The sequence below is a fragment of the Thalassotalea sp. 273M-4 genome (assembly GCF_041410465.1).
In the GTDB taxonomy this organism is placed as follows: Bacteria; Pseudomonadota; Gammaproteobacteria; order Enterobacterales; family Alteromonadaceae; genus Thalassotalea_A; species Thalassotalea_A aquiviva.
The window spans coordinates 1950226-1969924 of record NZ_CP166961.1 but is presented as its reverse complement, the minus strand read 5'-3'; the positions used below and the strand labels follow the sequence as shown (position 1 = coordinate 1969924).

The window sequence follows — 19699 nt, the reverse complement described above, 5'->3', positions numbered from 1 at the left end:
GGAACAGACTATTAAAGGTGGTCAAAGAGGCGGTCAAAAAGAACCGCAACATAAGTTAAACGACTTAATTACGGCAAGTGAAGTGCGTTTAATTGGGTTGGACGGCGAAGCCATGGGTATCGTCTCAATAGATGAAGCACTGGATGCAGCGGAAAAAGCAAATGTAGATTTAGTTGAAATCAGTCCAACTGCCAAACCGCCAGTCTGTCGTGTGATGGATTATGGTAAGTTCTTATACGAGAAATCAAAAGAACTTAAAGAACAACGTAAAAAGCAAAAGCAGATCCAGGTTAAGGAAATTAAATTCCGACCTGGAACTGACGAAGGCGACTATCAGGTCAAACTACGCAACCTGAGACGCTTTCTTGAAGGTGGTGACAAGGCTAAGGTAACATTACGTTTCCGCGGTCGTGAAATGGCCCACCAGGAGCTAGGTATCGAACTTTTAAACCGTGTTAAAGCGGATTTAGAAGACTTAGCATCTTGCGAATCATTCCCACGTAAAGTGGAAGGTCGCCAGATGGTTATGGTACTAGCACCAATCAAAAGATAATTTCTGGTCTTTTAAAGTAAAAGACCTTCTGCTTAGGCATAAGGTCTTTTCACCATTGTTATCTTTATTTAACCGGTAACAGAGGCTCAACAAGTGATTTTTTAATCCGCCCCATGTTACTTATCTTTTGGCATTAACAATGCGGAGTTATCCCATGCCTAAAATGAAAAGCAATAAAGGTGCTGCAAAGCGCTTTAAGAAAACTGCTTCTGGCGGTTTTAAATGCAAACAAGCCGGTCTACGTCACATCTTAACGAAGCGTCGTACCAAAGTTAAGCGTCACTTACGTGCAAAAAGTATGGTTGCTAAATCTGACATCAAGTCAGTAGTATCCATGTTACCTTACGCTTAATTACAGGAGATTTAGACAATGGCTAGAGTAAAACGCGGTGTAGTAGCACGCCGTTCTCACAAGAAAGTTCTTAAGCAAGCTAAAGGTTACTACGGTGCTCGTAGTCGCGTTTATCGCGTTGCTTTCCAAGCTGTAACCAAAGCGGGTCAATACGCTTACCGTGACCGTCGTCAACGTAAACGTCAATTCCGTCAACTTTGGATTGCTCGTATCAACGCTGCAGCTCGTCAAAATGGTTTATCTTACAGCCGTTTCATTAATGGTCTTAAAAAGGCTTCTATTGAAATCGATCGTAAGATCCTAGCTGACATCGCAGTATACGATAAAGCAGCTTTCACTGTATTAGTAGAAAAAGCGCAAGCGGCTCTATAATCAGTTAAGACTTTTAAAAAGGACGCCACGGCGTCCTTTTTTCTTTACCATTATGTTCTGTTATTTATTATCATCAGATCACCTAAGTGTTCTTGCTTTAAATAAGAATCTTTAGCTGATCTCCCTAGAACACCTAATGTATTATACGTGTGTATCTTTGTGGTTTTTGAAACTTACCAATTCAACACAATAATAAATTTGAAATGGTTATAACTGATAAAATATTTTGGGAAAGAAATGACTGTTGCTAATAAAGTTTTAGCTGTAAATAATGATTTACCTATTCGTACTGACTTGCCTGTTCATAGCGGTAAAGTTCGTTCTGTTTACTGGTTAACTGACGCTGATAGTAAGCGCTTAATCAAAGAAAAAGGCTATGATGTCGCTGACGATGCGGCCTTAGCTATTATGGTGATCAGTGACCGTATGTCAGCGTTTGATTGTATTTGGCATGGTGAGGGTGGCTTACAAGGCGTGCCAGGTAAAGGCGCTGCTCTTAACGCGATTTCAAATCATTGGTTTAAGTTGTTTAAGCAAAATGGCTTAGCTGATAGCCATATTCTTGATATTCCGCATCCTTTTGTTTGGATTGTACAAAAAGCTAAGCCGGTAATGATTGAAGCCATTTGTCGTCAATATATTACAGGTTCAATGTGGCGTGCATACGAAAATGGCGAACGTGAGTTCTGTGGTATTGAATTACCCGAAGGTCTGACAAAAGATGGTAAATTAGATACCTTATTGCAAACGCCTTCAACTAAAGGGATTTTGACGGGCATCCCAGGTGTACCAGCCCAAGATGATGTTAATATTACCCGTAAAAACATTGAAGAAAACTTTGCCGCTTTTAATTTCAAAGCCCAAGAAGATATTGCTTTATATGAGCGTTTGTTGACCGAAGGCTTTGACTTAATTAGTGCTGAATTAGCTAAAATTGACCAAATTTTTGTCGATACTAAGTTTGAATTTGGCTATGTCAAAGACGCCAAAGGTCATGATAAACTGATATATATGGACGAAGTCGGCACCCCTGATTCTTCTCGTATTTGGGATGGTGAACAATACCGCGCTGGCAATATTGTTGAGAACTCAAAAGAAGGCTTTAGACAGTTACTGTTAAATCACTTCCCTGATCCAGACATTTTGTTAAACAAAAATCGTATGCCAGAACGCACTGCGTTAGCGCGCGATAATGCGTTACCAGAATCGGTATTTTTAGCGGTATCTGACACCTACACAGCGATTGCTGAAAAAATCACAGGTAAGAAGATTGTGATTTCAGATAATCCAAAAGCTGAGATCATTGAAGTACTGCGCAAAGAATATGATTTGATTGTCGAATAATCGACCTTATTTTATTTAAAATCCCATTTAAAAAGAGAAGCTTGCTTCTCTTTTTTTATGCCATAATTTTAAAAGGCATAATGCAAGGGAGAAAAAAATGACCATCACGTTATATGAATATACCCCCACTCGTTCAGCAAAAGTTCGCTGGTTACTCAAAGAAATGGCAATAGAGTTTACCTCGGTTAACGATAGACATCTTATTGGTTCAGATGAACTTAAAGCGATAAATCATACCGGCAAGTTACCGGCTATTGTGGTTGACGGTCACGCTATGTTTGAGTCTTCAGCAATATGTACGTATTTGGCCGACAAATACCCAGAAAAGGGGCTTATTCCTAAAGCGGGCACATGGGCGAGGGCAATGCATGAACAGTGGGTATCGTTCGCTCTCACCGAAGTTGAAGCGCATTTATGGAGTACTGCTCGAAATACGTTTATATATCCTGATGCCCTTAAAGTACCTGAGATAATTGAGCAAAACAATCGAGAGCTGGCCAGTTCTTTACCCATTATTGATGGTAATTTATCGCATCATTCGTACATGTTAGGAGAAGATTTTTCGGTCACAGATATCATTGTTGGCTTCACCACTATTTGGGCACATAAACAGGGGTTAACTCAGCACTTGCCCAAAATAGAAGAATACAACTTGCGTTTAACAGAGCGCCCACACTGCCCATTAAAGTTTGATTAAGAAAAGCCCATATTATGAAAGTTTGGGCGTTACGTTGGCGTTAATACGATAAAGGTTAGGTGATGTAGAAAATATATAAGTAACAGATTACGTGTTTTATTAGCCTGCACCTTATCCATAAAAAGAACGGCACTTTGTCGTCGTCAACTTTCTTTTTTTTGTTGCTATTATCTATCTTTCATCACTGTTATTAACCCATAACATCAGCCATTTTGCCCACGCTAGCGGTTTCTTTTTCGAACCATGGTATTTTCATGCCAGCAACTTAAAAGCGAAATAAAGGCTGTTAAGTTGCAGTTTGCGATTTCAAACGCTAAGGTGGTTGTTGATAATTTATGCACTGGTGATCTTTTGAGGGTTGTAAAATGAAACAACGGTTCCAAGACTGAGGATGCCAACATTTAATAGGATGTATCGTGACAACAAAAAAAGCGCCTTTAGGTTTATGGACTGCCACCTCTTTAGTGACCGGGAATATGGTCGGCAGTGGGATCTTTTTACTACCTGCGGCTTTGGGCGTGTTTGGTGGCATCAGCTTGTTGGGCTGGATTTTCACCACCTTGGGCGCGATGACATTGGCCTATGTTTTTGCCAATTTAGCCCGTCATATTAACGGCTCTGGTGGCCCATTTATTTATACTCAACAAGCATTTGGTGATTTTTGGGGCTTTATGGTCGCTTGGGGGTATTGGTTTTGTATTGTATCCGCTAATGCGGCTATCGCCATAGCTCTAGTTAGCTACTTAACTGTGTTTGTGCCGATTTTAGCCGAGAATAATCTTTATGCCGCCATCACTACGCTGGCAATTATTTGGTTTTTGGTATGGGTGAATCTTCGTGGGGTTAAAGAAGCTGGGCAGTTACAGTTAGTAACCACACTGGTCAAGGTGCTACCCTTGTTAGTTATTGCTATTGTTGGCTTATTTTACATAAACCCAGATCACTTTAGCCCTTTCAATTTGAGCCAAGAATCGAATCTTTCTGCCATTTCTGCCACCGCAGCAATAACTATGTGGGCATTTTTAGGGCTTGAATCCGCCAACATTCCGGCGAATGAGATTCGCGATCCGAAAAAGAATGTCCCTCGAGCAGCTATCCTCGGAACCCTGATCGCTGCGATGATATATATTCCGGTCACCATAGCTGTAATGGGGCTTATTGAACCCGCAGAACTGGCGCAATCTAATGCACCATTTGCACAAGCCGCAGCCATTTTATTTGGCTCATGGGCATACTATTTTATTGCTGCAATTGCTGTAATATCGTGCTTTGGTGCCTTAAATGGTTGGACCTTATGTTTAGGTCAAGTCTCATTGGCACCTGCAAAGCAAGGATTATTCTTACAATCTTTTGCTAAAACGTCTAAGCGCGGGGTACCTGCAAAGGCTATTGTTTATTCGACTGTGCTAGTGTCGTTGATTGTGTTAATGAATTTTCATCGTAGCTTAGTTGAGCAGTTTACTTTTGTTATTTTACTCTCCACCTTAACGTCATTATTGCCTTATTTAGTTTGTACTATCGTTAATCTCTGGCTGATTAAACACAAGCGAAACAACCTAAGCCATATCAAAGGGCATATCGCTTTATCCTGCATTGCTTGTGGTTTTTCGTTATGGATAATCATCAATACCGGCTTTGAGGCCATTGCTTGGGGGTTGGTGTTATTATTGTGTGGTATACCACTATACTTTTATCTTCAGGGCCAACTCTTAAAACGGCAAGAGGGGGATCCACTCGTCAAGAGCCTTGGCCAAACCGAGCAAGATCAAGCATAACCACAGATAGCGCTATGGAGACAAAATCACCGCATCGCTGCTCATAAATATTGAGTAGTGTTGTTATCGATCAGCGCTTGTCTACGTATGCTTTAAAATCGGCGTGTAACAGTTGATGAAAGAGTTGTTCACCTAATTCTTTTGCCGGGGATAATCGACCAACATCGTAGCCATCAGACATTAAACCCCGTTGCACACTTTCACACACATTGCGATCTTCATCTTGAATCGTATCGGCAATACGCACACTGTGTTGTTTGTACTCTTGGTCGATGCTTTGGTCAAAGTAGTATTCAAAGATCACTTCACACTTTGAAGGCCCGAGAGGTTGCACGATCATTAAACCTAAAATTCCTTGATAAGCATTCAACATTAAGTTGGGATATTGCCAATAATAACGCGCCATCCCGGTTCTTACTTTAGAGAATTCGTTGTCTCGTGCTTTGGTTGGACAAGATTGAAGACAATAACGGTCTTGAGTTTCAACTTGATAGTGTTTGCCATCTAACGCGCTATTAAGTCCTTTATGCAAAAAGGGCACGTGATACCCCCCATCAAGATAATTATCAATATAGACCTTCCAATTACAATCAAGCTGGTAACTGCTTCGATGGTAAAACTCTACCTGATCAATGTGCAGTTGTTCAATTTGATCTGCTAGAGCGCCGATAAAGGGCAAAAAATCCGCAGCGATTGGAGAGAAACAAATAAACACCCAATGTTTGTATATAGCGACTTTAATTGGCTTTAAGTGAATGTTTTCAATTGAGAAATTTTCAGCAGAGCCAAATAAAGGCGCTGATTTTAATTGTCCATTTAATTGATATGTCCAACCATGATAAGGACACGTGAGGGTTTTACTACAACCCACGCCGTTTTCTTTTATTTGCGCAGCATGGTGTTGGCATACATTGTAAAAAGCTCTTATTTCGCCGTCATTAACTAATAGCACAGGTTGATTGGCAATTGTCGTTGCTAAGTAATCACCGATGTTCTTGAGTTGGTCAACACGACCAGCAATAAGCCAGTTATATTTAAATACGCTATTTTGTTCAAGTTGATAAAACCTGCTGTCCGTATACCAACTGCTTGGTGGGGTTGATGCTAGCGTGATAGGTAGGTCTGCTTGATACTGATTTAATTGTTCTTTAATGTCCACAGTATTTCCAAATTTTAGCTTTTATATCATAAAGATAGAACAGCCAAAAAGCCTGGTCAAACCCAGCTCAAGCATTATGAATGATATTCGTTATACTGAAGTTTGTGCATACGGTTGTTTATTTGATAGCGAAGATTAAATCTATGACATTACCTTTTTTGTTATGGTTAAGCCAAGTTCACATAGTAAAACGATAGACACTGAAAAAAATCAGCAGGAGAGGGCAGATGAACTACACCTTAGAAATAGAGATTAATGCCCCCATTCATAAGGTGGTTGAGCTATTTGATGACAGAAATAATATACACCATTGGCAACCCAATTTAATTCGTTTTGAAGCAATCAGTGGAAACCCTGGTGAGTTGGGGGCTGAAACTAAGCTCATTTACAAAATGGGCAACAAAGAAGTGGAAATGATAGAAGTTATTACAGTGAATCAGTTACCCACCAAGCATTCTGGGGTATACGAAACCTCTAATGTTTGGAATTTGGTTGAGAACTCGTTTATCGAAGTAGATCCCATAACCACGCGTTGGATTTGTAAAAATCAGTTTAAATGCAGTGGTTTTGTAAAGCTTATTGCGATGCTAATGCCAACCGTCTTTAAACAACAATCGATTAAATATATGCAACAATTTAAAGTTTTTGCGGAGGCTCAAACCTTTCCCTGATGTTTATTTGTTATTGACTTTGCACTGTTCGGGCATAAAAAAACCTAACGTAAGTTACTGACGCTAGGTTTTTGTCACCTTAACTATGCATAAGCGTAGGCTTTAGCTTATGCGGCTTGGTCTTTAGAATTTAGTTGGTGATTTTTTAAATGTTTTTCTTTGTTCGCAACTAAATCGAATGGGTCGAAGTCATCAACGTTAATAACGGCTTTACGTTGAACCTCGGTGCGTTTAAGTAACTCACCTTCTTCCTCGCTGATAAGCTTATTGGCTAAGGCTTTTTCAGCAATCAAGTCCAAGTTGATAATAGGGTGGCGTTTGCCCGTTGCCGTATTGATCTTATCGATAATCTTTTCGCAGGCAAGGATATTATCTAAAGTATCCTCTAATTGACCTAATAAGTTCTCTTTGTCACGAGTTAAGTATTGACCTTGACCTAAACGCGTTCGCGCACTACAAGGTGTTTGTAGTATACGAGCCACTTTGTGATCAAGCTGGTCGCTTGGTTTTTTCATTGCAGGCCCAAACGGCATCACCAACACTTTGAATAATCCAGCAACTAAGCGATTAGGGAAGTTGTCGATTAAACCGATAATAGCTTGTTCTGCTTTGTATAAACAATCTTGAACAGCTCTATCTAATAATGGTTTGTCTTCTTGTTGACGACCTTCGTCGTTATAACGTTTTAATGTTGCGCTTGCTAGGTATAAGTAACTTAATACGTCACCTAATCGTGCTGATATACGCTCACGACGTTTTAGGTTACCACCAAGGCTGGCCATCGCTAAATCGGACATTAAAGCAAGATTAGAGCTGTAACGAGTCATTAGTTGGTAGTATCGCTTGGTAGAATCTTTCACTGGCGCAGACACTAAGCGAGATCCACCTAAAGAGAAGCAAATTGAACGCACCATATTCGAGATTGTAAAGCCGATATGGCCAAATAGCGCTTGGTCAAAATCATCGACAGCCTGCTCGAAGTTATCGTTGGCAGCAGCTTCCATTTCAGCCAATACGTAAGGATGACAGCGAATTGCCCCTTGACCATAAATGATCATATTACGAGTTAGAATGTTAGCACCTTCCACCGTGACCGCGATCGGCGAACCCTGATAAGCGCGTCCTAAGTAGTTATTAGGCCCTAAACATACGCCTTTACCACCGTGAACGTCCATTGCATCGGTAATACCACTGCGCATTTTTTCGGTGAGATGATATTTACAAATTGCGCCAATAACGGAAGGTTTTTCACCAAGGTCAATGGCACCTGTTGACATGGTTGTTACAGCGTCACAAAGGTAGGCATCACTACCAAGACGTGCCATAGCTTCTTCAACCCCTTCCATTTTGCCGATCGGAAGTTTGAATTGACGACGAATTCGACTGTAGGCGCCTGTTGCAAGCGACGTCGATTTTAATCCACCGGCAGATGTAGACGGTAAGGTGATTGAACGACCAACGGATAAACATTCAACCAACATGCGCCAACCTTGGCCAGCCATTTTGGCACCACCGATGATGTAATCTAGAGGTACAAAGATGTCTTTACCTTGGGTTGGACCGTTTTGAAATGGTACATTTAACGGGAAGTGTCTGCGACCTGTTTCTACGCCCTCAATATCGGTAGGGATCAAAGCACACGTAATACCTAAGTCTTCTTGTTCACCAAGTAAGTGGTCTGGGTCTTGTAGTTTAAACGCTAAACCTAGTATGGTTGCAACGGGGGCAAGAGTAATGTAGCGCTTATTCCATGTAAGGCGCATACCCAATACTTCTTCGCCGTTAAATTCTCCTTTACATACCACACCAAAATCAGGGATTGCACCCGCATCTGAGCCGGCTTCGGGACTGGTAAGGGCAAAACATGGGATTTCTTCACCGCTAGCAAGTCGAGGTAAGTAATAGTCTTGTTGCTCTTTTGTACCATAATGCTGAAGTAGCTCACCAGGACCTAAAGAATTTGGCACCCCGACGGTGCTCGATAACACACTGGATACGCTTGTTAACTTTTGTAAAACGCGAGATTGGGCATATGCACTAAATTCTAAACCACCGTATTGTTTTTTAATTATCATGGCAAAGAATTTATTGTCTTTAAGGTATTGCCATACCTCTGGGGTCATATCGGCGATTTCATGCGTTGTTTCCCAATCGTCACACATGCGACAGACTTCCTCACAAGGCCCATCTAAGAAGGCTTGTTCTTCGGCTGAAAGGCGAGGGCGGGGGAAATTATGGAGCTTATTCCAATCTGGATCGCCTTTAAATAGTTCTGCGTCGTACCATGTTGTACCCGCGTTTAGGGCTTCACGCTCGGTTGTCGACATCTCTGGCATTACTTTTTGAAATGCGCGCAACAGACTTTCAGAAAACAGTTGTTTACGAATACTTCTGACGTTAAATGGAATCGCAACGAGGGCGAAGATGACCCATCCAACGGTGCCAACGAAATTGAAAATAGTACCTAATAACATCAAGCCCGCATAGGCCGCAGTAAATACGCCTAATGATGCTCTGACATAAGACAAGCATGCAGTAAGTACGACTGCAGCCATTAGCCAAATAAAAAACTCCACGAAAACTCCTTTTGTAATAACTTTTTTATAATCGTGCTGACAGGTCAGACCACGTACCACTTATATTAGTTACAAATTTATACATTTTCAATGTAATTTTTTTTTTATTATTTTGTTAATTTCAGCGAATTGTCACTATATGTTGACTGAATAAAAACCAATATCACGTTGATAACAATCAACGCCACTAAGTTAGATTAAATATTTATTATTAATGATTACGTTAAATTGGTTATCATGGATCTAAGTAGAATAGTTAGAGGAATTGCTTGATGTGTGAGTTATTGGCTATGAGTGCCAATGTCCCTACCGATATATGCTTTAGTTTTGCCGGTATTATGCAACGCGGCGGCAACACCGGTCCGCACAAAGATGGCTGGGGAATAACCTTTTATGAAGGCAAAGGCTGTCGTACGTTTAAAGATCCTACCCCAAGCTTTGATTCTAAAATTGCTCAATTAGTGTCACATTACCCGATTAAAAGCGAAGCGGTGATAGGTCATATTCGCCAAGCCAATGTCGGCGGTGTATCGCTTGAAAACACCCACCCGTTTAATCGTGAGTTATGGGGACGCAACATCACTTACGCTCATAATGGACAACTTTCAGACTATCAACAAAAACTGGCGACTAAACATGTGCTACCAATAGGGACTACGGACAGTGAACAGATATTTTGTTGGTTACTGGAAAATCTTAGGCAAGCGTTTGGTGATCAGCGCCCTGACAATGATACCTTGTTTGCATTTTTAGCCAAAAAATCTGATTTTATCAAAACCATGGGAGTGTTTAATCTGTTGTTTACTGATGGTGAATTTATTTTTACCTATTGCAGTACCAACTTACATTGGATCACTCGTCGAGCCCCGTTTGGTCCGGCGCAACTTATAGATGCCGACGTGTCTATCGACTTTACAAAAGAAACTACAGACAAAGATGTGGTCACCGTGGTGGCGACTTTGCCCTTGACTAAAGATGAGCGCTGGCAAAAAATGCAAACAGGTCAATGGATTGTTTTTGAAAAAGGCGAGGTGGTTGCTACTAATATGCCCGTCAAAAAAGCGTAGGCGGGAGCAACCGATTATTTACTCTGATTTTTATATTCAGCCAATGATTGACTACCGTTAAAATCATACAACTCGGCATGGAACTGTTTCAGGCTACCATCAATTTGATGCAATTTGACCATAGCAAAATCAAGTTCGGGAGCCAGCCATACATAGGTAACTTGCTCTGAGTTAATTTTTTTACGTTGCAGCTTAACGGTGTTAATCACGCCAAACGGGAGCATAATTTCTTCTTTGCCAACGTATTCATAGTGGTAGGTTTTGATTTTTCCTGAAGTATTAATTACCTCGAAATCAAAATCATTAACACCATTGATTAAGTTCAGCCGAGTTTGAAGATGATAACTTAATTTGCTTTGTAAGCCTTCAGGCCATTTAATTAATGTTGGCTTTGACGACTTTTTCTTAAGGTTGGTAATGCTTTGCTGTTCTGCGTTGTACTGCCAATGATAAAACTTATCTTTACCAGTACCTTTGCGAGTAGATTTATAACTGTTGGGGATGACGGTGTCATTAATAATACGAACGTTAGTGAATTCTTCGCGCTGATCTTCGAAAATAAACCACTCAATTTCGGTTTGGTAACTAAAATCGATGCTACCATCGTCTAAGTGGGTTAATTGTCGTTTACCTTTACCAACAATGTCACCATCGTGAACAATATTGTAATGTGCAGTAAAATCATCAAGTTTCGATATCAGTGGATTGGCATTGACGCTATAAATAGAGGCTGCTGATAAACTGAGAAACAAAATACATTGTTGAATTTTACTGCGCATAAATACCCTCGTGCTTTAGTTTGCATTACTCGTCATTAGCATAGCCATTTGCGGGTAATACATTGTTATCTAAGATGGCATTGCCGTCTTTCATCTGAAGTCGACTTTCACAATACCACTTTATCACTAACGGGTAAATCCTGTATTCTTGCTCATGAACTCTGGCTGCTAAATCCACCGCTTTGTCGTTATCAAAGACTGGAACCTTGGCTTGCAAAATAACAGGGCCACCATCTAGTTCTTCCGTCACAAAGTGGACACTAACACCATGTTCACTGTCGCCGGCCTCTATGGCTCGTTGATGCGTATTTAAGCCTTGATATTTAGGCAATAATGACGGGTGTATATTCAATAAGCGACCTGCAAAGTGCTGCACAAACGTTGGCGTAAGAATACGCATAAATCCAGCTAACACAATCAAATCGGGTTGATAAGAGTCGATAACTTTGATCAGCTCTTGATCGTAGAGTTGACGCTCACTAAAGTCTGTATGCGCAACCACAGCATGGTCAATGTTGCTGTTTTTGGCGCGGGTCAAACCATAGGCATCGGCCTTGTTTGACACCACACCGACAACATTCGCGCAAATTCGCTGCTCATTACAGGCATCAATAATCGCCTGTAAATTACTGCCGTTGCCAGAAATCAGAACGACAATGCGTTTGCTTTGTTGCATGTTATCGCCTTATTTGATTTCAACTTGCTCTTCGTCATTACCGGCTGTTTCAATGGCACCAATGTGCCAAGCTTGTTCACCATGTTGAGTTAAAATATCTAAACTGGTGGCAACTTTATCCGCAGGTACAACGATAATCATCCCAACGCCACAGTTAAATGTACGGTACATTTCGTGAGTCGTGATGTTACCTTTTTCTTGTAGCCAGTTAAAAATCTCAGGCCATTGCCAGCTTTTACCATCGATAACTGCCTTGGTATTTTGTGGTAATACGCGAGGAATATTTTCCCAAAATCCACCACCAGTAATGTGTGATAAGGCATGGGCTTTAACGTCTTTAAGTAGAGCTAAAGTAGACTTAACGTAAATCTTTGTTGGTTCAAGTAAGTGATCGGCAATGGTTTTATCGCCTAGCATTTCGCTGGTATCGGTGTTATTTACTTCTAATACTTTGCGAATAAGTGAAAAACCGTTTGAGTGAGGACCAGAAGAGGCAAGGGCAATAAGTTGGTCACCAGCTTTCACTTTTGAGCCATCAATAATTTCTGATTTTTCAGCTACACCGGTACAAAAACCTGCAATATCATAGTCACCTTGATGGTACATACCTGGCATCTCTGCGGTTTCACCACCAACTAAGGCACAACCTGACTGCACACAACCTTCAGCAATACCACTAACAACGGCACTGGCTACCTCAACGTCAAGCTTTGCTGTCGCGTAATAGTCTAAAAAGTATAAAGGCTCTGCACCTAATACTAATAAGTCATTAACACACATAGCAACGAGGTCGATGCCAACGGTGTCGTGCTTTTTCAAATCAATGGCTAAACGCAATTTCGTGCCAACACCGTCGGTACCAGAAATTAATACTGGCTCTTTATAGCCCGCAGGTAGCTGACATACAGCACCAAAACCACCTAAACCACCCATTACTTCTGGACGAGTTGTTCTTTTTACCGCACCTTTGATGTTTTCAACCAACGCATTACCTGCATCGATATCAACACCCGCGTCTTTGTAGCTCAGAGATTGTTTTTGCTCACTCACGATAAACCCTTTATTTATTATTAAAAAATCCTAATGGCTATTGTAACCAAAGTTGGACCAAACGTTATAAAATTGCGCGTATTCTACCAGTGCTGGCCTGCGGTTAAAATCTTTGTGAGAAAAAATTTTCAATTCTTGGTTAAATTCTTAATCTTTATGATAATATTTGCCTATGAATATGATGAAAGTGTTTATATCGTTGGTTTTTTGCTCGATTGTTGGGGTGTTCGCCATAATTGGCTCGGTTTCAGCGGTTGAAGTGAGCGGATTGTACCAAGCGAAAATAAAATTAAATTCGCAATCGCCAGAAGATAAAACCAGAGCGCAGCAACTTGCTTTAGAGCAAGTATTGGTAAAGTTGTCTGGTAGTCGTCCTGTGCAACAAAATCGAGTATTAAGATCGGCTGTTAATAAGCCACAAAATTATTTAAGCCAATTTAGTTACAGCCAAGAATCTGGTCAGCTCTATTTGTTGGCAAGTTTTGAGCAAAATAAAGTGAACCGGTTATTGCAACGAGCACAAGTAAAAGTTTGGAGTAAACACCGACCATTAACCTCCATTTGGTTGGTGGAAGAAGATGGCGTTGAGCGCAATTTTATTGGCGATTTAAGCAATAATGCAGCAAAAGATATTATTATTCAGGTCGCCAGCAAACGTGGATTACCGCTTATTTTTCCATTGTGGGATTTAACCGACTCAATGACTGTATCAGAATCGGATGTTTGGGGCCGTTTTGAAGATAGCTTAGAGCAAGCATCAGCGCGTTACTTTGCCGAGTCAATGGCGGTGATCAGAGTGTCGAATAAAACCTTATTGAGTGAACCTGTTTGTGGTGCCAAATGTAATAGCGATATAGCCGCTAGCGCTGACCAAAATGACCAACAATTGATGCAAGGACAAAACGAAGCAGAGCTTAACAGTCAAGCCTATGTGGTTGATTGGCAGATGTGGGTTAATGGCAAACGCTTCGACCAATCCTATCAAGGTCAAGACAAAACTAAATTAATGGTCGAGGCGATAAATGATTTGGCGGATGCGCTTTATAATGATCAATCCTTTGTTCTTAGCACCAACAACCGTTCGTATCTTGATATTGAAATCACCAATGTTGTCAACATGAAAGCATTTGTTCGTATTAATGAATTCCTAAGCAATTTAACCTTAGTTTCTGAGGTTCAACTTCGCCAAGTTGAAGGCAGTACAATGCTATTTCGATTAAACATAGTGGCCGATGCCAGCGCCATAAAGCAAGCGCTGAAGTTGGAAAAAAGCTTGAGTTTAAACCAAGATCCATTGGCAGCAGTCGATCCCAATGCCATTCTAAGTTTTAATTGGAACGGTTAATGACGAAATTATCACAACTACCGCTGGCGGTTCACTTACCTGATGATGAAAACTTTGCCAGTTTTTATTCTACCGCGAATCAAAGCTTATTGGCCCAATTAAAAGCCTTTGTCGAAAACGAAGCCGGTAACGTCAATGGCTTTTATTTATTTGGCCAACCAGGTGTTGGTAAATCTCATTTGCTTCATGCCAGTACTGCGCTTGCTTATCAGTTAAAGTTGCATTCACTTTGTTTGTCTTTTTCTGAACTTAAAGACTTGTCGGTAGAAGTACTCAACGATTTAGAAAACATCGACATTATTTGTTTGGATGACTTGCACCTTATTGCGGGCAATCGTGAGTGGGAACAAGGCGTTTTTGACTTATATAACCGTGTTATTGAAAATAATAAACGCATTATCATTACCGGAAATAACAGCGCCAACGAATTAAATATTACCTTACCAGACTTGGTCTCTCGGATCAGTTGGGGTTATACCGAGCAAGTCAAACCGCTCACCGATAATGAAAAAATTATTGCGATTCAACAGCGTGCTACGCTTCGAGGGATAAAGCTTAGTAATGATACCGCTAAATTTTTATTAAATCGTTTATCGCGCGATATGAAGTCATTAGTGGAGTGTCTTGATATTCTCGACAAAGCGTCGATAAGAGAGCAACGTAAAATCACCATACCATTTATCAAAGAAATTTTGCTTTAATGCTATTGAACGCCAAGCTCAATCCCTAGTGTTGATGTGAACAAAAACAATGAAAGTCTGGTGTTCGCTTGCGATAAATGGCAAGGATAAAGGCGAACCTAGATTGGCACCGATTCGCCCAAAAACTCACCGCGTTTAATGATAAAACCAAATCCATTAAGTTGCATAACTCGCTATTAACCATTGCATTTAATGTTTGGGCAAGGCTTTACCGTGTTGATGAAACTCTCTTAACTGGCTATCTCGAGAGCGTACTCCTGGATTATCTTTTAATGAAAGTTGCTCAGAGGGAATGCCATTGTCGAGCTCTAAGTTATCAAACCAAGATACACCTGCTTTCATTGGTGTCGGCGCTGGCAAGCTGTCGGCTAAAGATACATCGAGCTCAGGTAACAACCGTTTGGCGATAAATTTGGCTCGGGCTAAAATGTTTGCTCGCGCAACGCGGCCACGCTCCCCCCAGCTCACAAGGTAACCATCTTGTTGGTTACTGATCACCGCAGTATCACGTTGAATACCATATCGTATTGACATCATTAACGATTCAAACAAAATACCAAGATCTTCTTTTTCATTGGTGTAATTATAAAAGCCATTAGCAAAATCAGGGTGGTAAAACTCAACCACATCTGCGGGTAAGTAGGCTTTTTGAGCAGGGGTTGCCTCAGCACCTAAAAACCTAACGGCGGCTAAATTTTTCATTTCATCACTGGTTAAAGGATAGAGTGCGATCATTTCTTCTGATATTTCATCAAAGTGCAAAGCAGCATCTAAAAAGCGAGAATCTAGGGTAAAGGTTTGCCACTCTTCTTTGGGGAAATAGTCATTGGCATGTCCGAGTTCATGATAGAGCAAATCGGCTAATTCAAATTGAATATCAGCCATGTTGCGGTTGTCGCGATCTTGAATTGGGTAATCAAAGGTCACATAGTCGTTGTTCTTAACATAGCGCCAAGGAATAATGAATTGTAAATTATTGCCAAAATTTGAACGATAATCTGGTGCTTCATTTATGGTATCGCGCTCTTGAGCAGTCATCCATAAGTTGTTTGGATCTAAGTATATCGCCCCAGTTGCGGCCCAGTAAAAGGATGGGCGAACATCGTATGAAAGCACCACCGCCGTGGCGGCGCGAAGTAAATTTTTAAAGTCATCGTGTTGATCAAAGTTTTCTAAGTATTGTTTAAATCTATCACCCATCCAGTCATGAGAGACGACAACGCGTTGCATTACTTGTTCAATAGTTGGGGTTTGTTTATTGGTATCGGCACCAAGGGGAGGTAAATCACCAAGTTCACACGATGAGGTTAACTGGTTTGAATAAACGCACCCCACAATAGTGTTCGCATAGGGGGAATTTCTATCGTATGGCCGTACTTTGGCGAGGCGTTCGCTGTCAAAGTAAGCTTGGCTTGGAATTGTTGGCGTATTTTCAACCAATATTGAGACTGAATCACGGTAAACTTGGCCAGAATCATCTTGCCCTTGCAGTTCAATGGTAACGATGGTGTCTTTGATGACTTGTGGGACATCGAAAATAAGTAAGGCTGGATCTTGGTTGTCGTTATCAAACACCAGACTTGGACCACTAATTTGTCGCCAATTAATGGTATTAAGCTTGATATCTTGGTCAAAGTAGGCACGTAACGAAACATTACCACCTTCTACAACACTGTGCCCAAGTCTGGCCACAAGTTTAGGGCGGATGTTACCTGCATCGATTTGCACTTGTTCAGAAAGCCTCTCACCGCCTGCGGTATAAGCCACTTCAAAGACATAATTACCACTTTGAGGAATGGTAAAAGACACGACTTTTGCCTGTGCAGACAAAATATTAATTGGGTCGCCACTTAGCTGGACCCAATTAATATTGCTTATTTCATCGTCGGGGCGATATAAAATCAGTTCTACACTGTCGCCAGCAGAGATTTCAAGGTCATTACTGGTGATGAAGGTATTACCTGGTTCTACTGGGGAAACATTACCCCCTTCAATGGATGAATCACCGCCAGAGCAGGCACTCAAAAACATTACAGTAAACAACACTGACAAGTACTTCATCTTAACGTCCTCATTTAGATTGGTATTTGGGGTAGTTCAAACGAACATGCTAGCCTTAGCTATTACGTTCTTTTTCTTCTTTTAGTTCGTCTTTCAGTTTTTTTATTTTTAAACCAAGCTCTTGACCACGATATTTACTGTAATAAGAACCAAAAACAAACATCATTGTTGCAAAAAATAACTCGATTGAAGCATAAATTCTTTCACCCTCGCCAACCCATAAGGTCGTTAGACTGTGTAAGAAATAAATCATTACAACAAAATTCGCCCAAGCAAAAGTGTATGGGTTACCTTGTAACAACCCTCGCATTGGAAATAATAACGGCAAGGTAAACATTACCAATGAAAGGGTAGGCGATAAGCCTTTGCTAGGGCTTAGCACTAAAAGCCATAACGGCATAAAAAATAATAGGCCAAAATAGCCAACTAACGTCAGTTTACGCAGGTTTTGAGTCGATATGTTTTTCATTAGACGCTCTATAAAAGTGCTAAAACATTTTCAGGTGGACGACCAATACAGGCTTTATCATCGACCACAACAATGGGGCGTTCGATAAGCTTAGGCGTGTTGTGCATAGCGCGAATTAAACGGGCATCGCTAACAGATTCGTCCGATAAATTTTGTTCTTTATATTCGACTTCTTTCGTGCGCATTGCTTGTCGTGGTGATAAATCCAGCATCTTTAATAGGTTTTTGATGGTTTCTTCTGACGGCGGATTTTTAAGATATTCGACAACGTTTATCTCAACATTTGCTTGTTCTAATAGTTGCAGAGTTTGACGGCTTTTTGAACATCTTGGGTTGTGGTAAATAGTATAGACAGACATGGTTTCTCTTCTGGTTATTGGATTACTAATGAACAATTGAGTGATTATAACTTTTTCAGTTCTTTTTCTTGAGCCTGAAATTGCAAAATTCTTGCTTTCAACCGTTTATACATAACACTGTGTTGTTCAGTGTGGTTTAAGCCTGTTTGTAATTCGTCAATGGCTTTAGGGTAAACCCCCATTAAAGCATAAACTTCGGCTCTAGATGAATGCATCTGGGCATCTTTTTTCTGCTTTTTGTAAACGTCGCTTAGTAAGTCATGGGCAATAAAATTATCACCTTGGACAATGATAAAGTCTTGCAACAACTGGCTGGCTAAATCGAGTTGGTCTGCTTGCAGAGCAGCATTGGCATAATTAAGGGTAACCACTTGATTATTTGGCATCAGTAAGTTTAGTTTGCTTAACATGGTTAAGGCTTGCTGATAGTGCTTTTGTTGTAAGTGGATATCGGTCATTAAATCTACGTAAAACAAGTTTTGTGGATCTTGTTCTAGTAAAGGCTCTAGGGTAAGTTCGGCTTGTTGATATTGCTTGTCTTCAAAGTAGGACATCGCTAAACCATAAACAGCTGCTTGCTCTATTTGGTAGTGTTTTTTGGCCAATTCGCTTAAAAATATTTTAACGTTGTCACTAGGGTCACCTTCATAGCGCGCACGGATGCGAGCTTTAGCTAATTCAAAGTCGAGACTCGGTGGCAACAATTTTTGCGGCAAGCTTTGCGCTCGATTTCTGGCATCGGCAATACGAGATTCAGGCAAGGGGTGTGTTAACAACATAGCAGGAGGCTTTGAAGAGTATCGATATTTACTCGCCATTTTGCGAAAAAATTCGGGAGCCCCATTGGGGTCAAATCCACTTAAAGCAAGCAACCGAATACCGACTCTATCGGCTTCTTTTTCATTGATTCGAGTGTAGTTAATACTCGCTTGTTGGCCTGCTGCGATGGAAGTATTTAAAATCGCAAATCCAGCTTCAGGGTTAACTAAAGACACCAGTACACCTGAAATCATCCCTGCCAATGACATTGGCGCGGTGCGACTTTGAGCCTCCATTTTACGCGCAAGGTGGCGTTGGGTGACGTGTGAAATCTCGTGTGCAAGGACCGAAGCCAATTCGCTCTCGTTATCAGCAAGAGTTATTAACCCTGTGTGAATACCAATATGGCCACCAAAAAAAGCAAATGCATTAATTTCTTGATTGTTTAGGATGAAAAATCGAAATTTATAATGAACATCATTGGCATTGAGGACCAAAGAGTTACCCAAATGATTAATGTATTCAATAAGGACGGGATCTTGCACGATGGGCTGACTTGCTCGTAGTGAACGCATCATCGCGTCGCCATAGCGCTCTTCTTTATCTAAGGAAAGAGTACTAACCGCAGAAGTGCCTATTTCGGGCAATTTATTTCGATTATCCTGTGCAGAAGCTGCGCTCTGACTAATAAGCACAGTCGCGATTAATGCCACCCAAAACGGTCGACGCTTATTGTAATTTATTGCTGTCATTAATATCCTGAAACTGCAACGATACCTGGGAAATGAAAATTTAGAGTCTTAAAAATTGACAAAGTTGCAATAAGTTATGAGATCTGACTCTTTTTATATATAGTGGAGTAACAGGGGTAAGTTTTCAAGTACCATAACAGTTACACTTGTTGTCTTTGTTTTATTTAAGCCCTGGCAATGGT

Annotated in this window: 19 protein-coding genes; 10 read left to right on the top strand and 9 right to left on the bottom strand. The window is 40.8% G+C overall.

Translation table 11 applies throughout. The annotated features are described in order from the left end of the window. The first annotated feature begins 10 nt into the window (after positions 1-10). The 6 genes from infC (at position 11) to ACAY00_RS08900 (ending at position 5093) form a co-directional block, all read left to right on the top strand. Entirely contained in the window at positions 11-553 is a 543-nt protein-coding gene (gene infC, locus ACAY00_RS08925; protein WP_371379649.1) for a translation initiation factor IF-3, read from the top strand. A 154-nt stretch (positions 554-707) separates the two neighbouring features. Then, the gene (gene rpmI / locus ACAY00_RS08920) at positions 708-905 is read left to right on the top strand and encodes a 50S ribosomal protein L35 (protein ID WP_143580891.1); all 198 of its coding nucleotides are present in this window, start codon (positions 708-710) and stop codon (positions 903-905) included. 18 nt (positions 906-923) lie between these two features. Then, a complete protein-coding gene (rplT, locus tag ACAY00_RS08915) occupies positions 924-1277 on the top strand; it encodes a 50S ribosomal protein L20 (RefSeq protein WP_371372611.1) in 354 nt (117 codons plus the stop codon). 237 nt (positions 1278-1514) lie between these two features. Further along, on the top strand, positions 1515-2621 hold the full coding sequence (locus ACAY00_RS08910; protein ID WP_371372609.1) for a phosphoribosylaminoimidazolesuccinocarboxamide synthase: 1107 nt from the start codon (positions 1515-1517) through the stop codon (positions 2619-2621). Between the two features lie 97 nt (positions 2622-2718). Beyond that, positions 2719-3318 (top strand): glutathione S-transferase family protein, encoded by a 600-nt coding sequence (locus ACAY00_RS08905; RefSeq protein ID WP_371372607.1) that lies wholly within the window; start codon positions 2719-2721, stop codon positions 3316-3318. A gap of 416 nt (positions 3319-3734) precedes the next feature. Continuing rightward, positions 3735-5093, top strand: coding sequence for an amino acid permease (locus tag ACAY00_RS08900; RefSeq protein ID WP_371372605.1), 1359 nt, complete (start codon positions 3735-3737; stop codon positions 5091-5093). A gap of 70 nt (positions 5094-5163) precedes the next feature. Here the strand turns inward: ACAY00_RS08900 and ACAY00_RS08895 are convergent, their stop codons facing one another. After that, the gene (locus ACAY00_RS08895) at positions 5164-6252 is read right to left on the bottom strand and encodes an aromatic ring-hydroxylating dioxygenase subunit alpha (RefSeq protein ID WP_371372603.1); all 1089 of its coding nucleotides are present in this window, start codon (positions 6250-6252) and stop codon (positions 5164-5166) included. Positions 6253-6479: 227 nt separating this feature from the next. Here ACAY00_RS08895 and ACAY00_RS08890 point away from each other — a divergent pair, with 227 nt between their 5' ends. After that, a complete protein-coding gene (locus ACAY00_RS08890) occupies positions 6480-6923 on the top strand; it encodes an SRPBCC family protein (RefSeq protein WP_371372601.1) in 444 nt (147 codons plus the stop codon). A gap of 107 nt (positions 6924-7030) precedes the next feature. Here ACAY00_RS08890 and fadE read toward each other — a convergent pair whose 3' ends face one another. Continuing rightward, complete coding sequence (gene fadE, locus ACAY00_RS08885) at positions 7031-9499, bottom strand: acyl-CoA dehydrogenase FadE (RefSeq protein ID WP_371372599.1); 2469 nt, start codon at positions 9497-9499, stop codon at positions 7031-7033. A 272-nt stretch (positions 9500-9771) separates the two neighbouring features. On the opposite strand from fadE, the gene ACAY00_RS08880 reads away from it, so the two are divergent. Then, positions 9772-10566 carry a class II glutamine amidotransferase gene (locus tag ACAY00_RS08880; protein ID WP_371372597.1) on the top strand — a complete coding sequence of 265 codons (795 nt, stop codon included), beginning with the start codon at positions 9772-9774 and terminating at the stop codon, positions 10564-10566. Between the two features lie 14 nt (positions 10567-10580). Here the strand turns inward: ACAY00_RS08880 and ACAY00_RS08875 are convergent, their stop codons facing one another. Genes ACAY00_RS08875 through purM form a run of 3 tightly spaced genes read right to left on the bottom strand, consistent with a single transcriptional unit; the run spans position 10581 to position 13071 of the window. Continuing rightward, positions 10581-11345 (bottom strand): DUF3108 domain-containing protein, encoded by a 765-nt coding sequence (locus tag ACAY00_RS08875; protein ID WP_371372595.1) that lies wholly within the window; start codon positions 11343-11345, stop codon positions 10581-10583. Positions 11346-11370: 25 nt separating this feature from the next. Then, a complete protein-coding gene (gene purN, locus ACAY00_RS08870; protein WP_371372593.1) occupies positions 11371-12021 on the bottom strand; it encodes a phosphoribosylglycinamide formyltransferase in 651 nt (216 codons plus the stop codon). A 9-nt stretch (positions 12022-12030) separates the two neighbouring features. After that, on the bottom strand, positions 12031-13071 hold the full coding sequence (purM, locus tag ACAY00_RS08865; protein WP_371372591.1) for a phosphoribosylformylglycinamidine cyclo-ligase: 1041 nt from the start codon (positions 13069-13071) through the stop codon (positions 12031-12033). Positions 13072-13243: 172 nt separating this feature from the next. On the opposite strand from purM, the gene ACAY00_RS08860 reads away from it, so the two are divergent. Both ACAY00_RS08860 and hda read left to right on the top strand, forming a co-directional pair. Continuing rightward, on the top strand, positions 13244-14416 hold the full coding sequence (locus ACAY00_RS08860; protein WP_371372589.1) for a DUF2066 domain-containing protein: 1173 nt from the start codon (positions 13244-13246) through the stop codon (positions 14414-14416). After that, positions 14416-15117 carry a DnaA regulatory inactivator Hda gene (hda, locus tag ACAY00_RS08855; protein ID WP_371372587.1) on the top strand — a complete coding sequence of 234 codons (702 nt, stop codon included), beginning with the start codon at positions 14416-14418 and terminating at the stop codon, positions 15115-15117. Before ACAY00_RS08860 ends, hda begins: the two co-directional genes overlap by 1 nt. A gap of 189 nt (positions 15118-15306) precedes the next feature. On the opposite strand, the gene ACAY00_RS08850 is transcribed toward hda, so the two are convergent. Genes ACAY00_RS08850 through ACAY00_RS08835 form a run of 4 tightly spaced genes read right to left on the bottom strand, consistent with a single transcriptional unit; the run spans position 15307 to position 19517 of the window. Next, positions 15307-17178, bottom strand: coding sequence for a hypothetical protein (locus ACAY00_RS08850; protein WP_371372585.1), 1872 nt, complete (start codon positions 17176-17178; stop codon positions 15307-15309). A gap of 55 nt (positions 17179-17233) precedes the next feature. Then, positions 17234-17647, bottom strand: coding sequence for a DUF2069 domain-containing protein (locus ACAY00_RS08845; protein ID WP_371372583.1), 414 nt, complete (start codon positions 17645-17647; stop codon positions 17234-17236). Between the two features lie 8 nt (positions 17648-17655). Then, on the bottom strand, positions 17656-18006 hold the full coding sequence (arsC, locus tag ACAY00_RS08840; protein ID WP_371372581.1) for an arsenate reductase (glutaredoxin): 351 nt from the start codon (positions 18004-18006) through the stop codon (positions 17656-17658). Between the two features lie 44 nt (positions 18007-18050). Beyond that, complete coding sequence (locus ACAY00_RS08835; RefSeq protein WP_371372579.1) at positions 18051-19517, bottom strand: M48 family metalloprotease; 1467 nt, start codon at positions 19515-19517, stop codon at positions 18051-18053. Between the last annotated feature and the right edge of the window lie 182 nt (positions 19518-19699).